Annotated in this window: 22 protein-coding genes; 17 read left to right on the top strand and 5 right to left on the bottom strand. The window is 37.1% G+C overall.

Annotated features, from left to right (window positions below; genetic code table 11):
- The 5 genes from J7S27_05920 to nth all read left to right on the top strand — a co-directional run bounded on the left by J7S27_05920 (window position 1) and on the right by nth (window position 5,491).
- The gene (locus tag J7S27_05920; protein QTU82805.1) at window positions 1-2,178 is read left to right on the top strand and encodes a hypothetical protein; all 2,178 of its coding nucleotides are present in this window, start codon (window positions 1-3) and stop codon (window positions 2,176-2,178) included.
- A gap of 49 nt (window positions 2,179-2,227) precedes the next feature.
- Complete coding sequence (locus J7S27_05915) at window positions 2,228-2,707, top strand: DUF5590 domain-containing protein (protein ID QTU82804.1); 480 nt, start codon at window positions 2,228-2,230, stop codon at window positions 2,705-2,707.
- A 66-nt stretch (window positions 2,708-2,773) separates the two neighbouring features.
- Window positions 2,774-4,084 carry an asparagine--tRNA ligase gene (asnS, locus tag J7S27_05910; protein ID QTU82803.1) on the top strand — a complete coding sequence of 437 codons (1,311 nt, stop codon included), beginning with the start codon at window positions 2,774-2,776 and terminating at the stop codon, window positions 4,082-4,084.
- An 89-nt stretch (window positions 4,085-4,173) separates the two neighbouring features.
- Window positions 4,174-4,836 carry a DnaD domain protein gene (locus J7S27_05905; GenBank protein QTU82802.1) on the top strand — a complete coding sequence of 221 codons (663 nt, stop codon included), beginning with the start codon at window positions 4,174-4,176 and terminating at the stop codon, window positions 4,834-4,836.
- A gap of 7 nt (window positions 4,837-4,843) precedes the next feature.
- Window positions 4,844-5,491 carry an endonuclease III gene (gene nth, locus J7S27_05900; GenBank protein QTU82801.1) on the top strand — a complete coding sequence of 216 codons (648 nt, stop codon included), beginning with the start codon at window positions 4,844-4,846 and terminating at the stop codon, window positions 5,489-5,491.
- A 646-nt stretch (window positions 5,492-6,137) separates the two neighbouring features.
- On the opposite strand, the gene J7S27_05895 is transcribed toward nth, so the two are convergent.
- Complete coding sequence (locus J7S27_05895; GenBank protein QTU82800.1) at window positions 6,138-6,635, bottom strand: cupin domain-containing protein; 498 nt, start codon at window positions 6,633-6,635, stop codon at window positions 6,138-6,140.
- A gap of 68 nt (window positions 6,636-6,703) precedes the next feature.
- On the opposite strand from J7S27_05895, the gene J7S27_05890 reads away from it, so the two are divergent.
- Window positions 6,704-7,216 carry a GNAT family N-acetyltransferase gene (locus J7S27_05890; protein QTU82799.1) on the top strand — a complete coding sequence of 171 codons (513 nt, stop codon included), beginning with the start codon at window positions 6,704-6,706 and terminating at the stop codon, window positions 7,214-7,216.
- 166 nt (window positions 7,217-7,382) lie between these two features.
- Here J7S27_05890 and mutY read toward each other — a convergent pair whose 3' ends face one another.
- The 3 genes from mutY to J7S27_05875 form a co-directional block, all read right to left on the bottom strand.
- A complete protein-coding gene (gene mutY, locus J7S27_05885) occupies window positions 7,383-8,429 on the bottom strand; it encodes an A/G-specific adenine glycosylase (GenBank protein QTU82798.1) in 1,047 nt (348 codons plus the stop codon).
- A complete protein-coding gene (locus tag J7S27_05880) occupies window positions 8,419-9,258 on the bottom strand; it encodes a RecX family transcriptional regulator (GenBank protein ID QTU82797.1) in 840 nt (279 codons plus the stop codon). Before J7S27_05880 ends, mutY begins: the two co-directional genes overlap by 11 nt.
- A 120-nt stretch (window positions 9,259-9,378) precedes the next feature.
- On the bottom strand, window positions 9,379-9,999 hold the full coding sequence (locus J7S27_05875) for a DedA family protein (protein ID QTU82796.1): 621 nt from the start codon (window positions 9,997-9,999) through the stop codon (window positions 9,379-9,381).
- A gap of 80 nt (window positions 10,000-10,079) precedes the next feature.
- Between J7S27_05875 and J7S27_05870 the strand changes: the two genes are divergently transcribed.
- The 3 genes from J7S27_05870 (at window position 10,080) to J7S27_05860 (ending at window position 14,022) form a co-directional block, all read left to right on the top strand.
- Window positions 10,080-10,916: an HAD-IIB family hydrolase gene (locus J7S27_05870; GenBank protein ID QTU82795.1), complete on the top strand. Its 837-nt coding sequence runs from the start codon at window positions 10,080-10,082 to the stop codon at window positions 10,914-10,916.
- Between the two features lie 222 nt (window positions 10,917-11,138).
- On the top strand, window positions 11,139-11,966 hold the full coding sequence (locus J7S27_05865) for a PRD domain-containing protein (protein ID QTU82794.1): 828 nt from the start codon (window positions 11,139-11,141) through the stop codon (window positions 11,964-11,966).
- A gap of 154 nt (window positions 11,967-12,120) precedes the next feature.
- The gene (locus J7S27_05860; protein ID QTU82793.1) at window positions 12,121-14,022 is read left to right on the top strand and encodes a PTS glucose transporter subunit IIA; all 1,902 of its coding nucleotides are present in this window, start codon (window positions 12,121-12,123) and stop codon (window positions 14,020-14,022) included.
- A gap of 21 nt (window positions 14,023-14,043) precedes the next feature.
- Here the strand turns inward: J7S27_05860 and J7S27_05855 are convergent, their stop codons facing one another.
- The gene (locus tag J7S27_05855; protein QTU82792.1) at window positions 14,044-14,943 is read right to left on the bottom strand and encodes an AraC family transcriptional regulator; all 900 of its coding nucleotides are present in this window, start codon (window positions 14,941-14,943) and stop codon (window positions 14,044-14,046) included.
- Between the two features lie 109 nt (window positions 14,944-15,052).
- On the opposite strand from J7S27_05855, the gene J7S27_05850 reads away from it, so the two are divergent.
- The 8 genes from J7S27_05850 to J7S27_05815 all read left to right on the top strand — a co-directional run bounded on the left by J7S27_05850 (window position 15,053) and on the right by J7S27_05815 (window position 25,936).
- On the top strand, window positions 15,053-16,465 hold the full coding sequence (locus J7S27_05850) for a glycoside hydrolase family 1 protein (protein QTU82791.1): 1,413 nt from the start codon (window positions 15,053-15,055) through the stop codon (window positions 16,463-16,465).
- A gap of 124 nt (window positions 16,466-16,589) precedes the next feature.
- Window positions 16,590-18,023, top strand: a complete 1,434-nt coding sequence (gene ascB, locus J7S27_05845; protein QTU82790.1) for a 6-phospho-beta-glucosidase — start codon at window positions 16,590-16,592, stop codon at window positions 18,021-18,023.
- A gap of 214 nt (window positions 18,024-18,237) precedes the next feature.
- Window positions 18,238-19,449 carry a CapA family protein gene (locus J7S27_05840; GenBank protein ID QTU82789.1) on the top strand — a complete coding sequence of 404 codons (1,212 nt, stop codon included), beginning with the start codon at window positions 18,238-18,240 and terminating at the stop codon, window positions 19,447-19,449.
- 166 nt (window positions 19,450-19,615) lie between these two features.
- Window positions 19,616-21,091 carry a family 1 glycosylhydrolase gene (locus J7S27_05835; protein QTU82788.1) on the top strand — a complete coding sequence of 492 codons (1,476 nt, stop codon included), beginning with the start codon at window positions 19,616-19,618 and terminating at the stop codon, window positions 21,089-21,091.
- Between the two features lie 45 nt (window positions 21,092-21,136).
- The gene (locus J7S27_05830) at window positions 21,137-22,597 is read left to right on the top strand and encodes a glycoside hydrolase family 1 protein (GenBank protein ID QTU83624.1); all 1,461 of its coding nucleotides are present in this window, start codon (window positions 21,137-21,139) and stop codon (window positions 22,595-22,597) included.
- Window positions 22,598-22,895: 298 nt separating this feature from the next.
- Window positions 22,896-24,392: a glycoside hydrolase family 1 protein gene (locus J7S27_05825; GenBank protein QTU82787.1), complete on the top strand. Its 1,497-nt coding sequence runs from the start codon at window positions 22,896-22,898 to the stop codon at window positions 24,390-24,392.
- Window positions 24,393-24,458: 66 nt separating this feature from the next.
- Complete coding sequence (locus J7S27_05820) at window positions 24,459-25,283, top strand: HAD family hydrolase (protein QTU82786.1); 825 nt, start codon at window positions 24,459-24,461, stop codon at window positions 25,281-25,283.
- Window positions 25,284-25,324: 41 nt separating this feature from the next.
- Window positions 25,325-25,936 (top strand): histidine phosphatase family protein, encoded by a 612-nt coding sequence (locus J7S27_05815; protein ID QTU82785.1) that lies wholly within the window; start codon window positions 25,325-25,327, stop codon window positions 25,934-25,936.
- Window positions 25,937-25,939 lie beyond the last annotated feature (3 nt).

The following is a 25,939-nucleotide window of genomic DNA, read 5'->3' as shown; positions in this document are numbered from 1 at the left end:
ATGACCACGTATGCCGTTGTTGATTTAGAAGCGAGTAATCATCCGATAACTAACGAAAAATACATTATTCAAATTGGAATTACTTATGTAGAAAATCGGCTGGTTAGCGACACGTTGACACTTGATGTGAAACCGCCTGTTCCGATTTCTCAAGCAATTACTAACTTAACGGGCATTACCAATGAGCAAGTCGCAGATGCCCCTTTATTTGAAGATGTCGCTGAATACGTTGCCACACTTTTAGACGGGTGTGTTTTTGTTGCCCATAATGTCGCGTTTGATTACGGTTTACTCGTGAATGAGATGGGACGTGTTGGCGTTGAATTTTCCGAAAAAATACGCCTAGACACGATTGAGTTAGCACAAATTGTAATGCCAACTCAGACGTCTTTCGCCTTAAAAACACTCTCACAACAATTGGACATTTCACTGAACCACCATCATCAAGCTGGTGATGATTCAAAAGCGACCGCGCACTTATTCGTGTATTTACGAGATCAAATTGCTCAATTACCGTATCACGTGAATGAGGCAATCCACAGTTTATTGAATAGTAAAAACGAAGGACTAGCGCAATTGTTTAAAGATATTGGTGTTGGTAGTCTGCACATGCTACCTAAAGTGATTGTGAATGAAGAGGATGATCACTTGAGGCGTATCCATGCTGTATTGTCTACAAGACGTTTTCCAAAGGAGGTTGTATACCAATCGTATGAAATGTTTGTGGATACGGAAATACTAGAGTATTTCACGCAGCACCCCAATCAATTAACCATACAAGAAGCGCGACAAATTTGTCGTGTCATTGTCAGCTTATTACAAGAAGACGCAACAGGGAATTTAAATGAGTTGCAACTGCCTCAAAAATTATTTAAAAAATTAGGCGCAAAAGATGCAAATAACCCCTATTATCAAAAACAGATTAATCAGTTGAGAAAACAAGAAAATGTTTATATCACATACTACGATTTCATTAAATATTTTTCGTGTTTACAACAACATTTTGACGTTTCTAAACTAACATTACAGGTTTATGAACGCAACGCTTTGCAACGTGTCGCACGTCGTGTTCAAACGAAAAGACTGTCTTTGTCGACATGGATTTCACATCTATTTGCTTTAAAATCAGAATGGACACAACAATCGAAAGATACACAAAGCATTGATAATGTATTAATGGATTTGTTTTGGGTTGTGGATTTCTTGAAAAATGGTCAAACAACACGTCTTGAAAAAATGGAGCAAAGTAGTATGATAGAGTACTACTTGTCGAAAGTATCGGAAATGGACGGGTATGTTTTCATTCGATTGAAAAACATGCTAGAAAACATGAAGACTTTAGTGAGTAGTGGGTATCAAAGTGAGTTGGACGAACTCATCGCGCATATTAAAGAGTGCTTGACGCAACCGTCTCCGGTCGATTATGTCGGGGTTAATGTACACAAAACGGACGCGATAACGTTTTATACAATTGTGATACAACCTTTTTCTGTGGCGGAGTATTTAACGCGCAACGTTTTTGAAGCGTTTCGTAAAGTTGTTTTTTTAGATGCGATTCCGCACACAAGTTCTGTGAAAACGTATGTGGCAAACATGATTGATCTAGCGTGCGATGTGGCAAGTGGCGAAGAGATGATACATGGCGAATTACGTGTATCACGCGCACATCATTCGCAAAACTGGAAAGACAACTTAATGGTCAAAAAAATAGCGCAGTACATTAAAACGGTGAATGACAAAACGTTAATTGTCGTACCGAATCAACAAATTGCACAAGCACTTGGTGAATGTAGCGATACGGCAATACTCAATGACGAAAGAAGTATTGATCGTTACAATGACGGTGTGTTATCAAACAATAGTGCGGTAATAACGTGGCATTTATTTTCGGAACAGTACACGAATTTAACAAATGCTATGGAGATAATTGTTGTTAAACTACCTTTTACGACACCCGATAGTTTACACGTACAAGCAAGTAAAGATTTTTTACCGAAACGACAACATTATTTTACAACGATTGATGTAGTTTCGGTGCTATTAGATATGAGTCAAGTGGTTATTTCACGACATGAAAAAGGTTCTATCACGTTATGGGATGAACGCATTTTTCACGATTCTTACGGACATGTCTTCATGGAGGGGTTATCCCAAATAGTGAAAATAGTTGAAGTGTAGGCGAAAAACCATTAAAATCAATAGGTACAAAGATTGAAAAGAGGCATTCATGAAGAAAATTTTAATCTATTTGTCAAGCGTGTTTGTCGTTTTATTACTGTTGACAATTGGAGTTTTAGAAAAAAGTTTTTCAAAAGAAGAGCATGCGCGTCAGCAAGCAATTAGTTTAGTATCCGAATACAATGTGTTAAAACAAGTAGAAGAGTTTTACTGGTACCGTGGTCAAACCGAAACGTATACATTATACGGTCGAAATAATGATAATCAGCTGGTGTATATTGTGATGGATGTGAAACAAAACCGCGGTTACGTATATCATGATGCTGAAATTATATCTCGTGATGCGGTAATGCAACGTGCATTAAATCAATATCCTAGTGCAACGGTTCGTCGTGTGGTATTGGGATTGGAAAATGATCGCGTTATATGGGAATTGACGTATCGATTAAATGGTCAGTACAGTTATATCGTCTTTGATGCCAAAACAGGTAGCGTTTTACATGAAATCAAAAATGCAACAAATGAATAACTCGTGTTTGTTGTCTTTTAATAGATATGATACAATGATATTACTATTTGAATAACGGAGAAAATTATGAAAAGAATCACAATGGATCAAGCCAAAAAGTTTGTTGGACAAGAAGTGACCATTGGTGCGTGGGTTGCAAACAAACGTTCGAGTGGGAAAATCGCTTTTTTACAATTACGAGATGGTAAAGTTCACTTTCAAGCAATTGTTGTTAAAAATGATGTGAGTGAAGAAACATTTGAAGCGGCAAAAAGTTTAGGTCAAGAAAGTTCTGTTCTTGTGCGCGGTATTGTACAAGAAGATACACGTTCAAAATTGGGGTATGAACTATTGGTGACCGATTTAACGGTAGTGGGCGAAAGTCACGATTACCCGATTACACCAAAAGAACATGGAACAGACTTTTTAATGGATCATCGTCATTTATGGTTACGTTCAAGTAAACAACATGCCATTATGCAAGTGCGTAACGAAATTATTCGTGCGACGTACGAGTTTTTTAATAAAGAAGGATTTATTAAAATTGACGCACCTATTTTAACGTCAAGTTCACCGGAAGGTACGACAGAATTATTTGAAACCGATTATTTTGGGACACCGGCATACTTGAGTCAAACAGGACAATTATACGGTGAAGCGGCAGCGATGGCATTTGGTAAAATTTTTACGTTTGGCCCAACGTTTCGTGCTGAAAAATCTAAAACACGCCGTCATTTGACAGAGTTTTGGATGATTGAGCCGGAAATGGCATTTGTAGAGCACGACGAATCGTTAGACGTTCAAGAAGCCTATGTCAAATATTTAATTCAAGCGGTTTTAGATAATCAACGTTATGCGCTAGGTGTATTAGAGCGTGATGTTGATTTGTTACAAAAATACGTAAACGAACCATTTAAACGAGTAACTTATGATGATGCGATTGCATTATTGCAAGAAAAACAAGCTGAAAATGATTATGAACCAATTACATGGGGCGATGATTTTGGTTCACCGCATGAAACATTTATTTCTAATTACTATGGTGTACCAACATTCATTATGAATTATCCAAAAGCAATTAAGGCGTTCTATATGAAAGAACACCCAGAACGTGAAGATGTTGTCATTTGTGCCGATTTAATTGCACCAGAAGGTTATGGTGAAATTATTGGTGGTAGTGAGCGTAGTGTTGATTACGGCGCTTTACAACAAAAAATTCAAGACCTTGGATTGAGCATGGATGACTATGCATGGTATTTAGATTTGAGCAAGTATGGTGGTGTGCCACATTCTGGTTTTGGTTTAGGGTTAGAACGTGCCGTAACATTTATTTGTGGTACAGAGCACATTCGTGAATCTAGTCCATTCCCACGCTTATTAAATCGTATTTATCCTTAATGTTAAGGCGGTTGTTTCATGTAAACAACCGTTTTTAACGTATTGTTTGACGCATTTATACGATAAGCTCATGTTGATTAGGAGATGCTATGAGAGAAAAAATTGTAAATTTATTGAAACAGACCAGTACGCCATTACCGAGTGCGTTATTTCAACACTATCAAACGTTGAATTTGACGAGTGAAGAAGTGATGTTATTGGTGCAGTATGCTATTGAAGATGGCGATATGGAACGTGTTGCCAAGCAAATGCATTTGAATGATAACCAATTGGCTAAAATGATTAATGCTTTACTTGAAAAACAGCACATTACAATGGAAACGACAACAACAAGTGATGGAAAAATAGATGTCGTTTATTCTATGGAGCCAATTTATCAAAAATTAGCGACACTTTTATTGCAAGAAACACCAACACAACAAGCCAACACCCAAGATTTAATTACAACATTTGAGCAGGAATTTGGTCGGGCTTTTTCAAGCATAGAATTAGAAACGATTATCGGCTGGGTTAAAGAGGATCAATTTGAAGAAAGTCTCATTTTAATGGCGCTAAAAGAGGCGGTTATTTCACAAGCAGTAAATTTAAGGTATATTGAGCGCATTTTGTTAAACTGGCGTCAGAAAAACATTAAAACGGCGCAACAAGTACAACAAGAAACGCGAAAATACCGTCAATCGCTTGCGCAAGATCAACTGTTACCGTTAGATGAAAAAACCGTAAACGTTTTGACGATGAATCATACAAAGTAGGTACATTATGCTGAGTTCAAAAAAATTGAATGCCGTACTTGACTTAATGGCAAACGAATTTCCGAACGCGTGGTGCGAACTCACGTTTACAAATACGTTTGAGTTGCTTATTGCGGTGTTGTTAAGTGCCCGTACAACAGATAAAGCGGTGAATAAAATAACGCCACGATTATTTAAAAAGTATCCCACGCCAGAACATTTTATAGCAGTAGACGTTGAAGAGTTGATGGAAGATATTAACACAATCGGATTGTATCGTAATAAAGCCGTCCATATTCAACAGTGCTGCCAACGGTTAATTGATGTGTATGATGGTTGTGTACCGGATACGTTTGAAGATTTAACGTCTTTAGCGGGCGTTGGGCGTAAAACAGCCAATGTTGTTTTAAGTGTAGGCTTTAACAAACCGGCCATTGCGGTGGATACACATGTGGAACGCGTTAGTAAATGTTTAGGTGCCATACATGAAGATGCCACGCCTTTAGAAGTAGAAGAAATGCTCATGAAAAAAGTACCTAAAACAAAATGGAGTCAAACACATCACTTATTGATTTTTTGGGGTAGGTATCGTTGTACACGTTCGAAGCGAAATCACAATTGCCCAGCATGTCAGGCACTTTTAAAAGAAGTCAAGAAAAGTAAATCAGATGAATAATTAAATATAATCTAGGGGAACGCTTTTGGCGTTCCCCTAGATTAATTTGTAACAAATTATGTTTATTATACCATAAAAAAAGATGTATTTTTAGACTGTTTTTATATCAAATAATGTGATATAAAGAGCATGAAATGACAAGTTTTTTGGGGGAAGATGGATGTGTAAAAAGTTCAATCGTCCTCAAAATTTAGAAAAAATTGCGTAGTGTTTAAATTTTGTAATGGGTCAGTTTAGAAAGTGTGGCTAATATGAAAACCAATAAAAAGAAAAAAATCATAGTAAATATTTTAGTTGTTTTATTTTGTTTATTTGTTCTAGTGCCTGTGTTTCCATGGCCGTCACGAATGGTATATGAACTATTAAAAGCTATTTTTGGTTAAAAGAGCATCGAACACTTTTAAAAATATTTAAATTTTTTAGGTGTACGATTTACCAACATCAGTTATAAAAAAGACAGGAGCTTTTAAAAATAAGATTTAGAAGTGTCTGTTTTTGTGTCGTGTTCCAAATGTGTATAGAGCATAAATGGAATATAGGTTTTTACATTGGGCGGATACTTAATAAAATTGGGTTGGCGGGTATACCGTCAACCCTAAAATTCTTTAAATAGTGAGAAATTAGCGTTGTGAATTTAACTAACGCATTATGCGTTATCCAACGTTTCAAATGCCATGCGTCTAATCATCTCTTCGTGTTGTGGGTAGTCTTTCAATAATTGTTCTTGTGTAAATAATTCGAAATCGCGATAATCGAACCCCGGTGTCACACCACAACTCACGAGTGCAAAATCTTCGGGGTTGTCACTGTCAATGCTTGAGCCAAAAATAACACCACGCGGAACCGTATATTGCAAATGTTCCCCCGGTTCTAAACCTAGGCGAATGGCTTCGTATGTTCCATCGGGATAAAGTAAATGAATCGTTAAACTATGTCCAGTGTGATAGTACCAAATTTCATCGTTAGATAAACGGTGTAAGTGGGATGGATTATTTGCCGTTAATAAAAATAAAATAGATGTAGCAAAAAAACGATCTTGCCCATTGTGTGTTGTCGTTTCAGGGCTAGCGTACGTTTGTCGAAAGTATCCCCCTTCTTGATGTGGTTGTAAATCTAGTCGTTTTACCCAGTCCATAGCATTCATGAAAGCACCTCTTCTTGTTTTTATAATAACTCTATTATACAATACACCTATTGATTTGAGGTGGGAATATGTTACGATTAGCAACTTTTAACGATATGCCAATTTTATTAAAAATTATAGATGACGCGATTGCGTATTTAAAAAGTAGCGGAGTCAATCAATGGCAAGATGGGTACCCAAATGAGAAGGTCTTAAGAGATGATATTGAAAAACAGCACCTATACGTTATGGAACATTTCGGTAAAGTTGTCGGAATGAGCGTTATTCAAACGTTGAAAGAAGACACGTACGATACAATTGAAGGGCGTTGGCTAACACAAGGTGACTATGTAACGGTGCATCGTTGTGCGATTGAACGAGGTGAGCGGGGGAAACAACTTGGTAAACAATTGTTTTTAGAAATTGAAAAATATGTTGAATCTATGGGAATACATTCGATTAAAATTGATACACATGAAGATAATCAAGTGATGCAACAACTACTTAAAACGTTAAATTACGCGTATTGTGGCATTATTTATTTAAATAATCCATCACAAGACGCCCGTTTGGCGTATGAAAAAGTGTTGAATATTTCATAAAAAATAAAGTAATGGTTACTTACATATCGCATATCAAGTTAAGTACGGTAACGTTGAAATGTGAGCGCAGGCGTATCCATTACTTTTTTGTTAATTGATTAAATAGGGTTGATGGCTTATGCCGTCAACCCTAAAAATGTATATTCTTGATGTCGTTATGATTAAATTAGCGTTTAATTAATGCAAGCATTTTTAGTTGTGGAGTAGGCATCGGAAATGCATCAAACTGTTTTGGGTGCACCCATTGTCCAGATAGCGACGTATCGTTTGACGAAATGACACGAATATGCCATTTTAAATGGCTAAATAAATGGGTTACTTGTCCAAGACTTTGTACGTCTTCGTTCGATTCGAAGACATCTTTTCCAATTTCAATTAGTGGGAATGTCCACATGTTTGCTAATAGCCCCTTATTTTGACGTTGTTGTAATAAAAATTCGCCTTTGTCATTTTCAATGACAAGTGCATCATAAAAAACGTGTTGTTGTTTAGCTTTTGGACGTTTAATGGGATATTTATCCATTGTCCCATGTATATAAGCTTGATTAAATGCACGAATGGGACTAATTTCAGGTTTGGGATTTTTAGCTGAGCAAATATCACTTCCTAAATCCATCAGTGCTTGGTTGAAATCGCCCGGACGGTCAGGGTCAATTAATACATTTGTTAAGTATTCAAATACTTTTCGGTTTTTTGGTTCGCCAATATCTAAATTGATTTCAAATAAACGTGCCATTACGCGCATGACGTTTCCGTCAACTGCCCCAACTGGTTCGCCAAATGCAATACTTGCAATTGCACCAGCGGTATAGTTACCAATGCCTTTTAATTTTAGTAATTCGTCATAAGTGTTCGGCATGACACCGTTGTAATGATTCATAATTTGTTGTGCTGCTATTTGCATATTGCGCACGCGTGAGTAATACCCTAAACCTTCCCAAGCTTTAAGCAATTGCTGTTCAGGTGCATTGGCTAAAGCGGAAATTGTCGGAAATTGATGCATAAAATTTTTGAAATAGGGGATAACCGTTACAACTTGCGTTTGTTGCAACATAATTTCGGATACCCAAATTGCATACGGGTCTTTTGTTTGTCTCCAAGGCAGGTCGCGCTTGTTGGCGTCGTACCATTCTAAAAGTGTGGCTCTAAAACGATTGATTTTATCGTCGTTCCACAAAGTAATGCCGTTATCATTTAATAATTTATGAGTCATAGTCTTCCTTTAATTTTTTTATTGCTCTATCAATTGCATCAAACGAATAGCCTTTTTGCAGTAAATACGTCTTAATTTTAGACCATAAGTCATATCCGCTATATCGATTGTGATAAGTATTATACGCCTTTTGAGCAATTGTAATGGCGTTTTTATTTTCGTTTTTAGTAATCGTTGATGTATCCATTTGATTTAAAATCGTCTGTACCGTCTGGATTGAAAACCCGCGTTGCATTAAATGGTTAGACAATTTTTGTCGTAACGCATTGGATGAAATGACGTCTTGACGTTTTATAAATGCCGTTGCAACTTGTAACGCAGTGTCGTTTTGTGTATCGTCGTCTATTTCGTTGAGCACTTGAGCAACAATCTCTTGCGCAATCCCTTTTTCTTTCAGTTTTCGACGAATGTGAAACTCACCTTTCCCACTAACGTTTAAAGATTCCTCAACAAACGCCTGTGCATAAAGCGTGTCGTTAATATACCCATCACTTTTTAATTGCTTAATCGCCAATTCAATCATTTTTTGTTGCGTATTTATGACCGTTTCATCTTCGCTCACATCCAACAGTTTAGCCAATTTGTCACGAACCTCTTTTTCGCTCCGCATGCGATAGGAAATATAATTTACCCCCGCACTGTACAAGCGTTGAAAATGATCATATTTCAAAATTTTAGTTTGTTGTTGTGGTGTAATTTCCATGCCCTTATGTAAAGTAAAAAATAAGAGTGTTTGCTCACTAACACCAAAAGCAAATTGGTCATCGATAAAAATATTGAAACGGTGCTTATTGTTTTGTTGCACTTCAATGGTTGTAATTTTTGCCATAGTGTCCTCGCAAAAGTTTGATACGTCTATTGTAACATGGATGATTGAAATACAAAATGCGATGCATCACGTTGTTAAAATCATCTACGTATAAAGAAAAGGTACAGCCACGATAAACGGCTATACCTTTTTAGATTTTTTCTTTTTAATGATAAAGTAGACGATTAGTCCAATTAGCGCAATTAGTAAAATGACGTAAAAAATACGTGACAGACCGTTTACAGAATCGGCAGCTGAATGCCAGTTTTCACCAGCTTGATGACCTAGCCAAACTAATAGCGCATTCCAAATGGTTGTGCCAATCGTTGTATAAATGGTAAAAGGTACCATGTTCATTTGGCTCATTCCTGCTGGAATAGAAATTAAACTACGAACAACGGGAACGCAACGTGTAAATAGTACGGTGAATGCGCCGTGTTTTTGGAACCAGCCAATAGCTTTGTCTACATCGGTACGTTTAAACCCGAGTATTTTTCCAATTTTTCCATCTAAAATATTTTCAATGGTTTCTTTTTTTAATTTTGCACCGAGTAGGTATAAAATTAAGGCACCCACAACGGAACCGCCTGTTGAAGCGATAAGGACACCTAAAAATGAAAGTGGTGTCGATGCAATTAAAAATCCCGCAAATGTTAAAATGATTTCTGACGGAATCGGCGGAAATACATTTTCTAAAGCGACAAGTAAAAAAATCGCTAAATAGCCATACTGACTCATAAATTGCGAAATAAAGTTTTCCATAGCAACCTCCTTATTCTAGACATAATAGGCATTATACATTAAAATGGCGAAAGATGCTATCAGGCTAAAGGAGAAATTAGATGATACGATTAGTTGCGGTGGACATGGATGCCACTTTTTTGAAAGACGATAAAACATACGATGTGCCATTGTTTAAAAAAGTATTTTCGCGTTTAAAAGAACGCCATGTTCGATTTGTTGTTGCCAGTGGCAATGGCGTGAGCAAATTAGAAACATCGTTTGACGATGAGGATAAAAAACATATTATTTTTGCAGGAGATAACGGCAATCACATTCAATATCGGGATAATCTCATAAAAGTTCACGGTATTGAGCGTACAACCGTAATTGATTTGGTACAATTTTTAATGACACAAGAAGGGTATTATCCCATCATTAATAGCACGCAAACCAATTACATTTGCCCCAATAATCCAGAAGATGCACTTGATGCGTTTTATCGCTATAACGTTTCTGTAACAGAGTTATCGACTATTGAGGACTTACCACTTGATGCACCACTATTAAATGTTGCCGTCTACTTTAGAGGGACGCTCGAACATACAAAAGACTTTGCTCAAAAACTTGTGAAACGTTTCCCCGAGTTAAACGCTGTAACGAGTGGTGAGCAGTGGCTGGATATTTTTCGTGTCGGTGGTGGAAAAGGCTCTGCCATTATATATTTACAACAACAGTTTGGTATTCACCCACAAGAATGCATTGCTTTTGGCGATAGTTTAAACGATGTATCCATGATGAAAAGCGTAGGTATTAGTGTCGCGATGGGCAATGCCGATCCACAGTTAAGTGAATTCTGTACGTACCAAATTGGTACAAACAACGAACAAAGCGTGTTAAAGTTGTTAGATGAGTTACTAGAACATGGTGAAGAGGCGTTACAACAATATAAAAAATAGCGATATACCACTCAGTAATGGGTGGTATAAATTTTTGCAAAAAAATTTTTATAAAACGCTTGCATTTTATTTTTTATGTGGTAATATAACCACATAAGGATTGTTACTGGGTGGCAGGCAAGACCTAAATAGATACGAGGGGGACTTACGAAAGTAACTTCTTTTGGTATCTGTTTAGGTATTTTTTATTTTTGCAGTGTAAATTGTGAAAGGAGAACACCTATGCAGATTCAAAAAGTGTTTAACAATAATATTGTGTTAGCGCTGTCCAATCAACAAGAAATTGTTGTCATGGGAAAAGGTATTGGCTTTCAAAAGAAAGTCGGCGATGAACTAGATGCCGCGTTAATTGAAAAAACATTTGTTTTACAAGATAACGACACCGCAATGATTTCGCAAGTGTATGTGGACATGCCCGAAGAAGAGATTGATGTTGTATTAGCTATTATTAAATTAGCAGAGGCGACTTTGCAAGAATCATTTCAGTCAAATCTCTACATTACTTTGGCAGATCACTTAAAATTTGCGTTTGAAAGAGTGAAAAAAGGACTAGTCGTTAAAAATCCACTTTCCTATGAAGTGAAAAAATTTTATCCCGTTGAACATGAACTCGGCAGACAAGCACTTGCGCTTGTGAAAGAGCGTTTAAATGTGACGTTGGATGAAAGCGAAGCGACGGCAATTGCATTACATATTGTGAATGCTGAAAAGGATGGACCGTTATTAGAACGCACCGTTCAAATTACGCGCATTGTACAAGAAATTATGGATGTGGTACGACTACATTATGGTCGGGAATTAGATGAAAGTGATGTATCATACAATCGCTTTACAACACATTTACAATATTTTGCACAACGTATCGTAACCAAAACGATGCAAGGAACGAATGATTCATTCTTGTTTGAACAAGTACGTGCGAACTACCCCGAGGCGTTTGCGTGTACGGATAAAATCAAAGTGTATGCCGAAGAAGCACATCACTTTGCAATGGGACGTGATGAACAAGTTTACTTGACCATTCACATCCAAAAATTAATGAATAAATAACCAATCCAACATAGGATTGTTACTGGTAAAGCAGGCAAAACCTAAATGGATAGACTAATGGCAACTCCACTGTGTGCACCTTTGGAGAACCTTTAATCTATGCGTTTAGGTTTTTGTTGTTTTTACCAAAAAAAGAAAGGTAGGAAATATAAAAATGGCTAAAAATTACGATGAATTAGCAAAAGATATAGTTGCCCACGTTGGTGGCGCAGATAACGTTTTAAGTTTACGTCATTGTATGACACGTTTACGTTTTGTATTAAAAGATGAGTCTAAAGCAGACGAAAACTACTTAAAACAACGTGAAGGCGTTGTAACTGTTGTAAAAAGTGGCGGGCAATTCCAAGTTGTTATTGGTAACCACGTACCAGATGTGTATGCAGCCGTAACAACTGTTGGTGGCGTACGCGGTGAAGGAAGCTTAGATATTACAGAAGATGATGATGTTAAACCAACAGGTTCATTATTTGACCGTTTTGTTGACACAATTTCAGGCTTATTCCAACCGTTTTTAGGCGCTTTATCAGCTGCCGGTATTTTAAAAGGTATCACAGCTATTGCCGGAGCAATGGGTATGCCAAAAACAGACGGATTATACATTATTTTAAACACATTAGGTGATGGATTATTCCAATACTTACCATTTATTTTATCAATTACTGCAGCAACTCGTTTCAAAATGAATCAATTTACAGCAATGGCAATTGCTGGAGCGATGTTATATCCAGGTTTACCTGCAGCAGTTAAAGAAGCAACATTGTTTGGTATGAAAATTCAATTACCATCATCAAGTGGATATTTATCAACAGTATTGCCAATTATTTTAGCACTATTATTAGCGTCAAAAGTTGAAAAATTCTTTAAAAAAGTTACATCTGATTACATTAAATCATTTGCTGTTCCAGCAATGACAATTTTAATCACAGTACCATTAGCGTTTATGGTAGTTGGTCCAGTTGCCAATATTGCTTCAAAAGCTGTTGGTGATGGTTTCTTAGCAATTTACAACGTTTCACCAGTATTATACGGTGCCGTATTAGGTGCTGCATGGCAAGTATTAGTAATGTTCGGTTTACACTGGGGTCTAGTGCCATTGATGATTGCGGACATTGCACAAAACGGTATGTCAGTTATGTTAGTAGCTGCAGCATTACCTAACTTTACACAAACAGGTGTGTTAAGTGCGATTTGGTTAAAAACAAAAGAACCAAAAGTTAAATCTGGTTTAGTTCCAGCGTGGATTTCTTCAATCTTTGGTATTACAGAGCCAGCAATTTACGGTTATACATTACCAATGCGCACACCGTTCATCGTTTCATGTGCGGTATCTGCAGTAATTGGTGCATACTTAGGATTCTTTAACGTTATCCAATACTCAACAGGTGGTTTAGGAATTTTCCGCTTCCCATCATACATTGATCCAAGTGGTCAAGACACATCAAGTGTTGTTCACTTAGCAATCGGAACTGTAGCAGCAATCGTACTTTCATTTGCCGTACAAATGTTTGTTAAAGTGCCAACTTTATACGGAACACCAGAAGTAAAAGTTGATGCACCCAGTAGCAGCAAACAAGAAGAAGTAACACCATTAAAAGCCCCTGCTCAAGAAACAGTAGCTGCACCATTATCAGGTACAGTAGTAGCATTGAGCGATGTACAGGATCCAGTATTTTCAAGCTTAGCATTAGGAAAAGGTATTGCGATTGAACCAACAAGCGGTGAAGTAGTTTCACCTGTAAATGGTACAGTAACAACTATTTTCCCAACAGGACATGCTGTAGGTATTACATCTGAAAATGGAGCTGAAATTTTAATTCACGTTGGTATGGACACTGTTCAATTAAACGGTGAAGGCTTTACTCAATTTGTAAAAGCAGGCGACGCAGTTGTTGCTGGTCAAAAATTAGTATCTGTTGACTTAGAAGCTGTTAAAGCAGCAGGTTATTCAACAGTAACACCAGTTGTTGTGACAAACACAGCAGATTTTGAGGACGTATTAACAACTCAAGAAGGTACAGTTACAGCTGGAGACTACTTGTTGACAGCGGTAAAATAAGACGTTAAAAAGGAGTTGGACTTAGTCCAACTCCTTTGTTTGTTGATGATGCAATTTGCGATACATTCTTGGAGAACAATTGAACAATTTTTTAAATTGTCGATTGAAATGTGCTAAATTTGAAAAACCGCATTCTGTTGCGATGGTTAATATTGAGTCGTTACTATCTTTTAATCGTGTGACGACATGTTTTAAACGGGTTTGAATGAGGTAATCAATGGCACTGACACCAACATTTTGCTTGAAAAAATTCATAAAATGTGACTGGCTATATCCACAGACTTGAGACAACGTATCAATCGTTAACGGTTCATCAAAATGTTTGTTCATATAGTCGATGACTAATCGGATTTTTTCTTCACGGCGATAGGCGTCGGGATGTTCAGCACGTGTTTGTGTGAGTGATGACGAATAAATGTGATAAAACAATTCATTGACTAAAGATTTGAGAAGCAATGAATGGAACGGTTCTTTATGTTCGATACACGCAAATATCTTGTGCAACGTTTTATACAACATCACATACGCTGGGTGTGTTGGGCGAATATGCACAATAAATTCGGTTAGTCCGTTTTGAAGTGTTTTTAAATAGCGAATACCACTGTAATCATCAATGGATAAGCCGATTAAATCTAAATGGACGTTAAACGATTGATAAACATGTGGTGTTTTATCATCAACTGGGTGAATAGAGTGCAATGCATTCGGGTGAATTAAAATAATGTCGCCTGCATTACTATAAAAGATGTGATTGTCAATATGAAAACGTGCAGAGCCTTTTTCGACAAAGATAAATTCACATTCGGGATGCCAATGAAATAAAACATCGGGTTTTCCGTTTCGCATTTCAATTTTGGAATACGAATAAGGTAATAGGGAGTGGTGATATTCAATGTGTTCACGCAAATTGTATGTACTCACAGTAACCTCCAAACAATAGAATAGTATAAGATGTTAAGAGTATTGTAACAGTATTTTATAAAAAAGAATAGTATCATATAGGTGCAAAAAATGAAAGAGGTATAAATAAATGAAAAATGTATTTCCAGATGGCTTTTTGTGGGGTGGCGCAACAGCGGCTAACCAATATGAAGGTGCTTATAATGTAGATGGTAAAGGGTTATCTGTTCAAGATGTTTTACCAGATGGAGTCGGTCGTGTGACAGAAGCACCAACAGAAGATAATTTAAAATTAGTTGGTATTGATTTTTATAACCGTTATAAAGAAGATATTGCGTTGTTTGCTGAAATGGGATTTAAAGTGTTTCGTACGTCAATTGCGTGGAGCCGTATTTTTCCAAACGGTGATGAGTTAGAGCCAAATGAAGCAGGCTTACAATTTTACGATAACTTATTTGATGAATTGGCAAAATATGGTATCGAGCCTTTAGTCACGTTATCACACTATGAAACACCGCTACATTTAGCACGTGAGTATAACGGCTGGGCAAATCGTAAAATGATTGATTTTTATGCGCGTTACGTTGAAACCGTATTTAAACGTTATAAAGGTAAAGTAAAATATTGGTTGACCTTTAATGAAGTTAACTCTATTTTACACTTTCCATTTATGAGTGGCGGTGTGAATACGCCTAAAGAGGAATTATCAAATCAAGATTTATATCAAGCTGTACATCATGAATTAGTTGCTTCCGCACTAGCAACAAAAATTGGTCATGAAATTGATCCAGACAATAAAATTGGGTGTATGGTATTAACAATGCCATCATATCCAATGACGCCAAATCCGGAAGATATGTTAGCGATGCGTGAATTTAACAATCAAAACTATTTATTCTCAGATATTCACGCGCGTGGTAAATACCCAAATTACATTAAACGCTTTTTTGAAGAAAATGGCATTGACATTCAATTTGCACCGGGTGACAAAGAATTAATGGCTGAACATACCGTTGATTTCATTTCATTTAGCTATTACATGAGCATTGGTGTGGCGCACAATCCACAAGATTACGAAACACGTCGTGGTAACATTGTTGGTGGTGTGATTAATCCTTATTTAGAAGCGAGTGAGTGGGGATGGGCAATCGACCCGGTTGGCTTACGATTGGTGTTGAATGATTTTTATGATCGTTACCAGCTACCGCTATTTATCGTGGAGAACGGTTTAGGGGCGAAAGATGTGTTAGTTGACGGGCCTAACGGTAAAACGGTTGAAGATGATTACCGTATTGACTATTTGAAAAAGCATTTAATTCAAGTGGGAGAGGCGCTACAAGATGGTGTTGAAGTGTTAGGTTATACAACATGGGGATGTATTGACTTAGTGTCTGCATCAACGGCACAAATGAGTAAACGCTATGGTTTTATTTATGTAGATCGTAATGACGACGGTACAGGAACGTTAGAACGTTACAAGAAAAAATCGTTTAACTGGTATAAAGATGTCATTGCAACAAATGGAGCTTCTTTATATTCATAAAAGTAGTGTAATGAAACGAACTTTATATTGAAGATGAGAATAGACGACAATGCGATACGATGTATGTGTGTTGTTGGTATAATTGGTGAAATGACATAACACAACAAAACGAGAGGATAAAAGCATGAGTAATTTAGAATTTCCAAAAGGATTTTTATGGGGTGGCGCGACGGCGGCAAACCAATGTGAAGGGGCGTATAACGTTGATGGGCGTGGATTAGCGAACGTTGACCTTTTACCCGTAGGAAAAGACCGTTTTTCAGTCGTAACGGGTGAGCGCAAAATGTTAGAATTTGAAGAAGGGTACTTTTACCCAGCGCAACAATCTATTGATTTTTATGGACACTACAAAGAAGATATTGCACTATTGGCAGAAATGGGCTTTAAAACGTTCCGTCTATCAATCGGTTGGAGTCGTATTTTCCCAAATGGTGACGAGTTAGAGCCGAATGAAAAAGGTTTAGAGTTTTATGAAAATGTATTTAAAGAGTGTCAAAAATACGGTATTGAGCCGTTAGTAACCATTACGCACTTTGACTGTCCGGTACATTTAATTAAAGAGTATGGCGGTTGGAGAAACCGTGAAATGTTAGTGTTTTACGAAAGATTATGTCGTGTGTTATTTACACGTTTCAAAGGATTGGTTAAATATTGGTTAACTTTTAACGAAATCAATATGATTTTACACGCGCCATTCATCGGTGCTGGCATTGTCTTTGAAGAAGGCGAAAACAAAAAACAAGTGAAATGGCAAGCGGCGCACCACGAATTAGTGGCAAGTGCTATTGCAACGCGTGTGGCACGTGAAATCGACCCAGAAGCAAAAATCGGTTGTATGTTGGCGGCTGGTCAATATTATCCAGAAACGTGTCATCCTGAAGATGCGTGGAAAGCACTACAAAGCGATCGTGAAGGATATGCGTTAATTGATGTTCAAGTGCGTGGATATTATCCAAATTACGTGTTGAAACAATGGGAAAAAGACGGTATTGAAATTAACATTACTGAGGAAGACAAAAAAGAATTGCGTGAAAACACTGTTGATTTTGTGTCATTCTCATACTATTCAAGTCGTGTGGCAACACACCGTAACGATGCGGTAAAAACATCGGGAAATATTTTTTCATCTGTTAAAAATCCATATTTAGAAGCAAGTGAGTGGGGCTGGCAAATTGATCCACTAGGATTCCGTATTACGTTGAATACGTTGTGGGATCGTTACCAAAAACCGTTATTCGTTGTAGAAAATGGATTGGGTGCTGTAGATACGCCAGATGAAAATGGCGAAATTCATGATGATTATCGTATTGCTTATTTACGCGAACACGTTAAGGCAATGCGTGATGCTATTAATGAAGACGGTGTAGAACTATGGGGATACACAACATGGGGATGTATCGATTTAGTTTCTGCTGGAACAGGTGAAATGAAAAAACGTTACGGTTTTATTTATGTCGATCGCGACAATGACGGTAACGGGACATTAAAACGTACGAAGAAAAAATCATTTGATTGGTATAAACAAGTGATTGATTCAAACGGAACAAAATTAGACTAGGGTACTATGTATTTCTTGTAAAAACAACTATTTGCCGATATAATGATTTTGTAATGAGTCATCGGCTCAAGGGGCATCTACTGCAAATTTTAAAGTAAAATAAATCTGTGATAGAGGCCAAAATTAACCGACTAAAAGCGGCTCACAAGGTGTGAGTCGCTTTTTATTCAAAGTAGTTTGATGTGTGATGGGTTTAAGTTGTAAAGGAGAAGATATGAAAAGAAGAGTGCATGTTGATTCGAAAAATAAAATAGGGGTTGCTGTTGTTCTATTGATTATCTACTTAGTTTGTATTTTTGGTTTAATGCAAACGACACCTCCAACAACGACACCAAATACGACCGCTGAAACAACTCAACCTAATGAACGTGTTCGGGTTGCTTTAACAGGTGATTTTTTGTGGGAGCAAGGGCTTTACGATTGGATGGATCATTATCAATTTGGTACTTACTTTGATAAAGTTAAACCGTATTTGCAATCTGATTTGACAATAGCAAACCATGAAGTGCCTATCGGTGGTGAAGAATTGGGCATTTCTGGAACGGAGTTTACGTTTAATGCACCAAAACAAATTGCACAACAATTACCAAGTATCGGTATCAATTTTGCAACATTAGCTAACAACCATACGTTAGATATGGGCTTAAAAGGGTTAAATAATACGTTGCAATTTTTAGATGAAGCAGGTATTGCACATACTGGAGCGTATCGTAATGCGGATGACGCTGATAAAATCAAAGTTGTTGATGTTAAAGGTATTAAAATAGCAATTTTAGCCTATACGTATGATACGAATGTACCTAGAATTGAGGGAAATCATGTCTCATACTTTTTATCAGAAAATTTAACCTTTGATGCAGCGCATCGAGAAAAATTAAAAGCAGACATTAAAAAAGCAAAAGCGCAATCCGATTTAGTGTTTGTTGCGATGCACTGGGGTACGGAATTCACATATGAGTTGACTGAAACACAAAAAGAAGTGGCTACATTTTTAAATGAACAAGAAGTTGATTTAGTTATTGGAAATCATCCGCATACCGTTCAAAAAGCAGAACAAAAAACGAATGCCAACGGGTATCACACCTTAGTTTTTTATTCACTTGGTAATACCGTTTCATCAGATGTTCAAGTCAGTCGTGCAACGCCAGATTTCCAAGTGCTGTATCACATTGGTGCGTTAGTGAATCTGGATATTGTCAAAAAAGACAGTCGTTACCAGTTTGAAAATGTAAAAATCATTCCTATTGTCAATCATTTTGAAAAAGGCGATACGAATTATCAATTGGTGCCTTTAAAAGACTATAATCAAGAAATGGCCGCTAAACACACTCAAGCGATATATAATGCAGACTTTAATTACGAATGGATTAAAAATCAAATGAAAACAGTGTTTAGTTCATCGGGATTACAATTGCTTGATGAATAGATTAAAAAATGACATAGATATTAAAACATAATCAATAAAACGACCCTTATTTTTCATGGTATAAACAGAGTATAGTATCGGTTTTTCATATGAAAATATAAGAAATGGTCGTTTTTTTCGTTTACTATGTAATAGTAAAATATAATTCTTTTCAAGGAGAACAAATATGACTAAAAAAACATTCCCTAAAGGATTTTTATGGGGTGGCGCAACAGCTGCCAACCAATACGAAGGTGGTTATTTATCAGGTGGTAAAGGATTAAGTACGTTAGACGCCATTACAGGTGGTGACGTGAATACACCGCGTATGATTACATTTAAAACGGTTGATGGTGAAATCAAACGTGTAACACGTGAAGAATCTTTACCAGCAGGTGCGGTTGGATACGTTGATCCAAATCAATACTATCCAAGCCATGTGGCGACAGATTTTTACAATCATTATGAAGAAGATATCGCACTATTTGCAGAAATGGGATTTAATTGCTTCCGCATGTCAATTGCATGGAGCCGTATATTCCCAAATGGAGACGATGCACAACCAAATGAAGAAGGTTTAGCGTTCTATGATAAAGTATTTGACACGCTTTTAAAACACAACATCGAGCCGGTTGTGACAATCAATCACTTTGATATACCAATGCATTTAGCAGACCACTATGATGGCTGGGCAAATCGTAAAACAGTTGATTTCTTTGTGAAATTCTGTGAGGTGGTATTTAAGCGTTACAAAGATAAAGTGAAATATTGGATGACGTTTAACGAAATTAATATTTTACGTAGCTGGACACAAATTGGGATTCATTCAACTGACCCACAAACGTTATATCAAGCAAAACATCACATTTTCCTAGCAAGCGCATTAGCGGTGAAATTAGGGCATGAAATCAACCCAGAAAACCAAATTGGGATGATGGTATGTTACGTGCATAGCTATCCAGAAACTTGCCGTCCAGAAGATGTTATGGAATCCATTCAATTTAACCGTGAATTAGAATTTTACATGGATGTTCAAGTGCATGGAGAATATCCACGTTACAAATTAAAACATTTAGAACGTCTAGGTGTGAATTTAGACGTTTCACCAGAAGATGCAGCGATTTTAAAAGCAGGTACAGTAGATTATATTGGATTTAGTTACTACATGACAGCCGTGTCATCATCTCAAGTAGATGAAACAAAAATGGTTATTGGTAACCAAATGAAAGTCGCTAAAAACCCATATTTAGAAACAAGTGACTGGGGTTGGTCAATTGACCCACTAGGGTTACGTATTGCCTTATCTAAAATTTATGACCGTTACCGTATTCCAATGTTTATCGTTGAAAACGGGTTAGGTGCTGCAGATACTCTAGAAGCAGATGGTTCAATTAATGACGATTACCGCATCAACTATTTTGATAAACATATTCGCGCAATGTATGACGCGATCGAATTAGACGGTGTTGAATTGATGGGATACACACCTTGGGGTTGTATCGATCTTGTGTCTGCCGGAACAGGTGAAATGAAAAAACGTTACGGTTTCATCTATGTTGATATGGACGATAAAGGAAACGGAACATTGAAACGTTCTAAGAAAAAATCATTTAACTGGTATCGTGATGTCATTACATCAAACGGTGCATCATTAAATTTATAATGTAATGATATGAAAAAGTGTACTAACAGGAGAACGTTTATGAAAATGAAAACAACATTTCCGAAAGGTTTTTTATGGGGTGGCGCAACGGCGGCTAATCAAGTAGAAGGTGCGTTTGATAGTGATGGGAAAGGACTATCTGTTTCTGATGTATATACGTTTGATAGTTCACGTCCTAAAGAAACGTGGACAGATCAATGGCATATGATGACACATGAACAAGTAGCCAATGCACAAAATCCAAATAGTACGGAATATTATCCAAAACGATACGGTGTTGATTTTTATCATCACTATAAAGAAGATATTGCTCTTTTTGCTGAAATGGGATTTAAAGTCTACCGTATGTCGTTAGCTTGGACACGTATTTTCCCTAACGGTGACGAATTAGAGCCAAATGAAGCTGGGCTAGCATTTTACGATAAGGTGTTTGATGAGTTGTTAAAATACGGTATTGAACCGTTGGTGTCATTGTCACATTATGAAATGCCACTACATTTAGTAACACAATACGGTGGCTGGGTGAATCGTCAAGTTGTTGATTTTTATGTTCGATTTGCTACAACTGTATTTAAGAGATATAAAAACAAAGTAAAATATTGGGTGCCGTTTAATGAAATTAACTGTGTGAAGCATCATCCGTATGTTAGTGTGGGTGTTGTAGAAGAAAATCACCCACATATCGAGCAGGCGAAATATCAGGGGGCACATCATCAATTTCTAGCGTCCGCATTAGCTATTAAACAGTTGCGTACCATTATTCCGCAAGCGAAAGTGGGTACAATGATTTCGTATCAGTTGCTTGTCCCATATAGTTGTGATCCAGACGATATTCAAAAAACGGTTGAAAAACAACGTGAATCGCTATTCTTTTCCGATGTTCAAGCGCGTGGATATTATCCCGCTTACACCGCACGAATGATGGCAGAAAAAAATGTTGAGTTAATCATTGAAAACGGTGATTTAGAAGTGATGCGTGAAAATCCTGTAGATTTCATTTCGTTTAGCTATTACATGTCGAGTGCGGTAAGTGCACATCCAGAACGATTAGAAGGCGCGGTTGGAAATTTAATCACTGGTGGTGTGAAAAATCCTTATTTAGAAAGTAGTGATTGGGGCTGGCAAATTGATGCTAAAGGGTTGCGTACTGCGTTAAATCAATTGTACGACCGTTATCAAAAACCGTTATTTATTGCTGAAAATGGATTGGGAGCCGTAGATGTATTAGAAAACGGGACAGTTAACGACGACTACCGTATTAATTATTTGCGTAAACACATTGAACAAGTGTTAGAAGCAATTAAAGATGGAGTTGATGTATTTGGTTATACATCGTGGGGATGTATCGATATTGTAAGTGCCTCAACATCACAAATGTCAAAACGATACGGCTACATTTATGTTAACCGTGATGATGACGGCAATGGTGATTTTAAACGATACAAGAAAAAATCGTTTGATTGGTACAAAAAAGTGATTGCGACAAATGGGCAAGATTTATCGTAGTTTGTGCACCTTTAAGCAGATGTGTTATTTATGATTGGCGAATTTGTTTTGTGATGTGTATAAAGTCAAAAAAATAAGACTTATAGAATGTCTGATAGACCCGTTCTTTAATGGAGTTAAACTTTATGGCGAATACCATCAACCTTAAAAATAATACAACTATAAAATCATCATAATACTATTCTATTTGTTTGTTAAACAATAGAATAGTATTATTTTTTAATACAAAACAACAAGAAAAAACAGACTGTAAGCGTTACACTAACTATATATTAAAACAGATTAAAGGAGATAATGTATGTTAAAAGAAACTGTATTTCCAACCGATTTTTTATGGGGCGGTGCCATTGCCGCTAACCAAGCAGAAGGGTCATGGGACGTTGACGGCAAAAAGCCAAACGTAACAGATGTTATGGTTGGTATTGGAACCGATAAAGATACACCAAGTATTCGTTTTAACTACGAAAAAGGTGTTTATGAAGAAGCGTACCGCGACGATAAAGTGTACTTGAGTCACGATGCCGTTGATTTTTATAATCGCTATGAAGAAGATTTAGATTACATGCAAGAAATGGGATTTAAAGCGTTTCGTACAAGTATTTCATGGAGTCGTATTTTCCCGAATGGTGATGAAAGTGCCCCTAACGAAGCAGGATTAGCTTTTTACGATAAGTTATTTGACGCGATTATTGCACGTGGTATGGAGCCTGTTGTTACCATTTCTCACTACGAAACACCACTTGGCTTAATTGCAAATTACGGTGGGTGGACAAATCGCAAGTTAATTCAATTTTATGAAAACTATGTTCGCACCATTTTAGAACGTTACAAAGGTAAAGTGAAGTATTGGATGACGTTCAATGAAATTAACAATTTATTTAGAATGCCTTTTGTAGCCGCGGGTGTGGCAAGTATGAATCCAACAGACCCAACACGTCCTGTAGCCGATTTAACACGAGAAGAGTTGTATCAAGCAGCGCATCATATTTTTGTAGCACATGCGCTTTCAGTGAAGTTATGTCATGAAATTGACCCGGAAGCCAAAATGGGTGCAATGTATAGTTTCTCTCACTTGGCAACATATCCACTAAACTGTGATCCTGAAAATGTTCTAGGTGCTTTGAATTTCACGCGTCATTCTTATTTCTTTGGAGATGTGATGTGTCGTGGTGTCTATCCAGGATATGTTAAACGCATTTGGAAAGAAGAAAATATTACCGTAACATTTGAAGACGGCGATTTAGATTTAATTAAACATAACACGTCTGATTATATTGCGTTTAGTTATTACCGTAGTGCAGTCTATGATAAAAATGCTGCAGTTACCGTAGATACGGGTGGAGCAGCGGGTGTTGAAAATCCTTATTTAACAGGTACGTCACCAGCACCATGGAAATGGCCAATTGATCCGATTGGTTTGCGTTATGTATGCAATATGTTAACAGACCGTTATCAGTTGCCGTTAATGATTACGGAAAATGGGATTGGTTTAGATGAAGCACCAGATGAAAATGGTCAGATTAGTGATAAACCACGTCAACAATATTTGCGTGATCATATCGAACAATTAAATGAAGCGATTAAAGACGGTAGCGATATTTTAGGTTACTTGTGGTGGGGGCCGTTTGATATTGTGTCTGCTGGAACAGGTGAAATGAAAAAACGTTACGGATTTGTTTACATTGATCGTCACAATGATGGAACGGGTACATTGAAACGTACGAAAAAAGAATCGTTTGATTACTACAAACAAATTATTGCATCAAATGGGGAAAATTTAGAGTTTTTAGCATAAAAGCGTTCAAAAGGAACTAAAAAGATTTGATTACCCAATTTGTTGTTGTGTAGGAGGACATGAAAATTGAGTAAAATTTTATTTTTAGATGTTGATGGAACGATGACCAATTATTCTGGTGAAATTCCAGAATCTACGGGTAAAGCCATTAAATTGGCACGTCAAAATGGGCATAAGGTCTACGCTTGTACCGGACGAAGTCGTGCTGAAATGCCGGATCGTATTTGGAATATGGGGATTGATGGCATGATTGGCGGGAATGGTAGTTATATTGAACATCATGGCAAAGTGCTTTTTCACCAAACGTTAACAAAGGAACAATGCCAACGCGTTGTCGATTGGTTACATGAGCGTGGTTTAGAGTTTTACCTTGAAGCCAATAGTGGCTTATATGCCAGTGAAAACTTTAAAGAAAAATCGCAACCTGTCATGCGTGAATACGAACGTCGTAAAGGTAGACAACCGAAAGAAGTGCATGAGATTCACGGAATGATTTATGATGAAACAAACCTTTATCGTGATGATGTGAATAAAATTAGTTTTATTTTAAGCACTTATCAAGACCATTTAGACTCAAAAGCAATATTCACTGATTTAGTCGCTAATACGTGGGGTGGCGCTGGAGAAATTGCGTTGTTTGGAGATTTGGGTGTCAAAGGGATTGATAAGGCAGTGGCGATTTATAAATTATTAGATTTTTTAAAAGCGGATATTAAAGATACGTTTGCATTTGGAGATGCAAAAATTGATATTCCAATGTTTGACATTTGTGAAGTTGCCGTTGCTGTAGCTAGTGGCGGTGATGAAGCTAAAGCGGCAGCAGATTACATTACCGATGCCGTAGATGATAATGGTATTTACAATGCGTTTCAGCATTTTAATTTAATTTGAGGTGCGTAAACACCACAATTCAGCGTATAGGAGGAATGAAGATGAGAAAGACGATTTATTTGACGCGACACGGGCAGACGATTTTTAATGTTGAAAATCGCACGCAAGGTTCGAGTGATTCGCCGTTGACGCCTTTAGGTATTGAACAAGCGCAAAAAGTAAGAGATTTTTTTATTGAAAAAGGAATTACCTTTGATGCGGTATATAGTTCAACGCAAGAGCGTGCTTGTGATACGGCAGAAATTATGAGTGGCGGTATGCCGTATACGCGATTAAAAGGGTTGAAAGAGTGGGATTTTGGCGTATTTGAAGCATATCCCGAACATTTAAAAAATGGTGTTCGTGATCCGAAAAAATTGTCGTATGAAGATAGTTTAGTGGCTTTTGGTGGGGAATCTCGTCAAAGCGTTGGGGAACGTATGGAACGTGCGTTATGTGAAATTGCTCAAAGTAAAGGCGATACGATTTTAGCCGTATCACACGGTGGTGCGATGTGGGCGTTTGCTTTAACGGCTAATATTGATCGTATCCCTAAACCGCCATATCCAAATTGTTGTGTGATGCATTTAGAGTATGAAGATGGTCAATTTTATTTTATTGAATTAATTGATGTTTTAAATGCCAATGTGAAATATGACATTTTAGAAAGATAATTT

The organism is Carnobacteriaceae bacterium zg-C25, assembly GCA_017945845.1.
In the GTDB taxonomy this organism is placed as follows: Bacteria; Bacillota; Bacilli; order Lactobacillales; family Aerococcaceae; genus WM01.
Note: the sequence above shows the minus strand (reverse complement) of the source record. Positions and strands in the feature narration are given on the sequence as shown.

Excerpts from the sequence above, each read along its gene's own strand:
- J7S27_05920 (QTU82805.1), top strand. The coding sequence starts at position 1 with ATGACCACGTATGCCGTTGTTGATTTAGAAGCGAGTAATCATCCGATA.
- J7S27_05915 (QTU82804.1), top strand. The coding sequence starts at position 2,228 with ATGAAGAAAATTTTAATCTATTTGTCAAGCGTGTTTGTCGTTTTATTA.
- asnS (QTU82803.1), top strand. The coding sequence starts at position 2,774 with ATGAAAAGAATCACAATGGATCAAGCCAAAAAGTTTGTTGGACAAGAA.
- J7S27_05905 (QTU82802.1), top strand. The coding sequence starts at position 4,174 with ATGAGAGAAAAAATTGTAAATTTATTGAAACAGACCAGTACGCCATTA.
- nth (QTU82801.1), top strand. The coding sequence starts at position 4,844 with ATGCTGAGTTCAAAAAAATTGAATGCCGTACTTGACTTAATGGCAAAC.
- J7S27_05895 (QTU82800.1), bottom strand. The coding sequence starts at position 6,635 with ATGAATGCTATGGACTGGGTAAAACGACTAGATTTACAACCACATCAA.
- J7S27_05890 (QTU82799.1), top strand. The coding sequence starts at position 6,704 with ATGTTACGATTAGCAACTTTTAACGATATGCCAATTTTATTAAAAATT.
- mutY (QTU82798.1), bottom strand. The coding sequence starts at position 8,429 with ATGACTCATAAATTATTAAATGATAACGGCATTACTTTGTGGAACGAC.
- J7S27_05880 (QTU82797.1), bottom strand. The coding sequence starts at position 9,258 with ATGGCAAAAATTACAACCATTGAAGTGCAACAAAACAATAAGCACCGT.
- J7S27_05875 (QTU82796.1), bottom strand. The coding sequence starts at position 9,999 with ATGGAAAACTTTATTTCGCAATTTATGAGTCAGTATGGCTATTTAGCG.
- J7S27_05870 (QTU82795.1), top strand. The coding sequence starts at position 10,080 with ATGATACGATTAGTTGCGGTGGACATGGATGCCACTTTTTTGAAAGAC.
- J7S27_05865 (QTU82794.1), top strand. The coding sequence starts at position 11,139 with ATGCAGATTCAAAAAGTGTTTAACAATAATATTGTGTTAGCGCTGTCC.
- J7S27_05860 (QTU82793.1), top strand. The coding sequence starts at position 12,121 with ATGGCTAAAAATTACGATGAATTAGCAAAAGATATAGTTGCCCACGTT.
- J7S27_05850 (QTU82791.1), top strand. The coding sequence starts at position 15,053 with ATGAAAAATGTATTTCCAGATGGCTTTTTGTGGGGTGGCGCAACAGCG.
- ascB (QTU82790.1), top strand. The coding sequence starts at position 16,590 with ATGAGTAATTTAGAATTTCCAAAAGGATTTTTATGGGGTGGCGCGACG.
- J7S27_05840 (QTU82789.1), top strand. The coding sequence starts at position 18,238 with ATGAAAAGAAGAGTGCATGTTGATTCGAAAAATAAAATAGGGGTTGCT.
- J7S27_05835 (QTU82788.1), top strand. The coding sequence starts at position 19,616 with ATGACTAAAAAAACATTCCCTAAAGGATTTTTATGGGGTGGCGCAACA.
- J7S27_05830 (QTU83624.1), top strand. The coding sequence starts at position 21,137 with ATGAAAACAACATTTCCGAAAGGTTTTTTATGGGGTGGCGCAACGGCG.
- J7S27_05825 (QTU82787.1), top strand. The coding sequence starts at position 22,896 with ATGTTAAAAGAAACTGTATTTCCAACCGATTTTTTATGGGGCGGTGCC.
- J7S27_05815 (QTU82785.1), top strand. The coding sequence starts at position 25,325 with ATGAGAAAGACGATTTATTTGACGCGACACGGGCAGACGATTTTTAAT.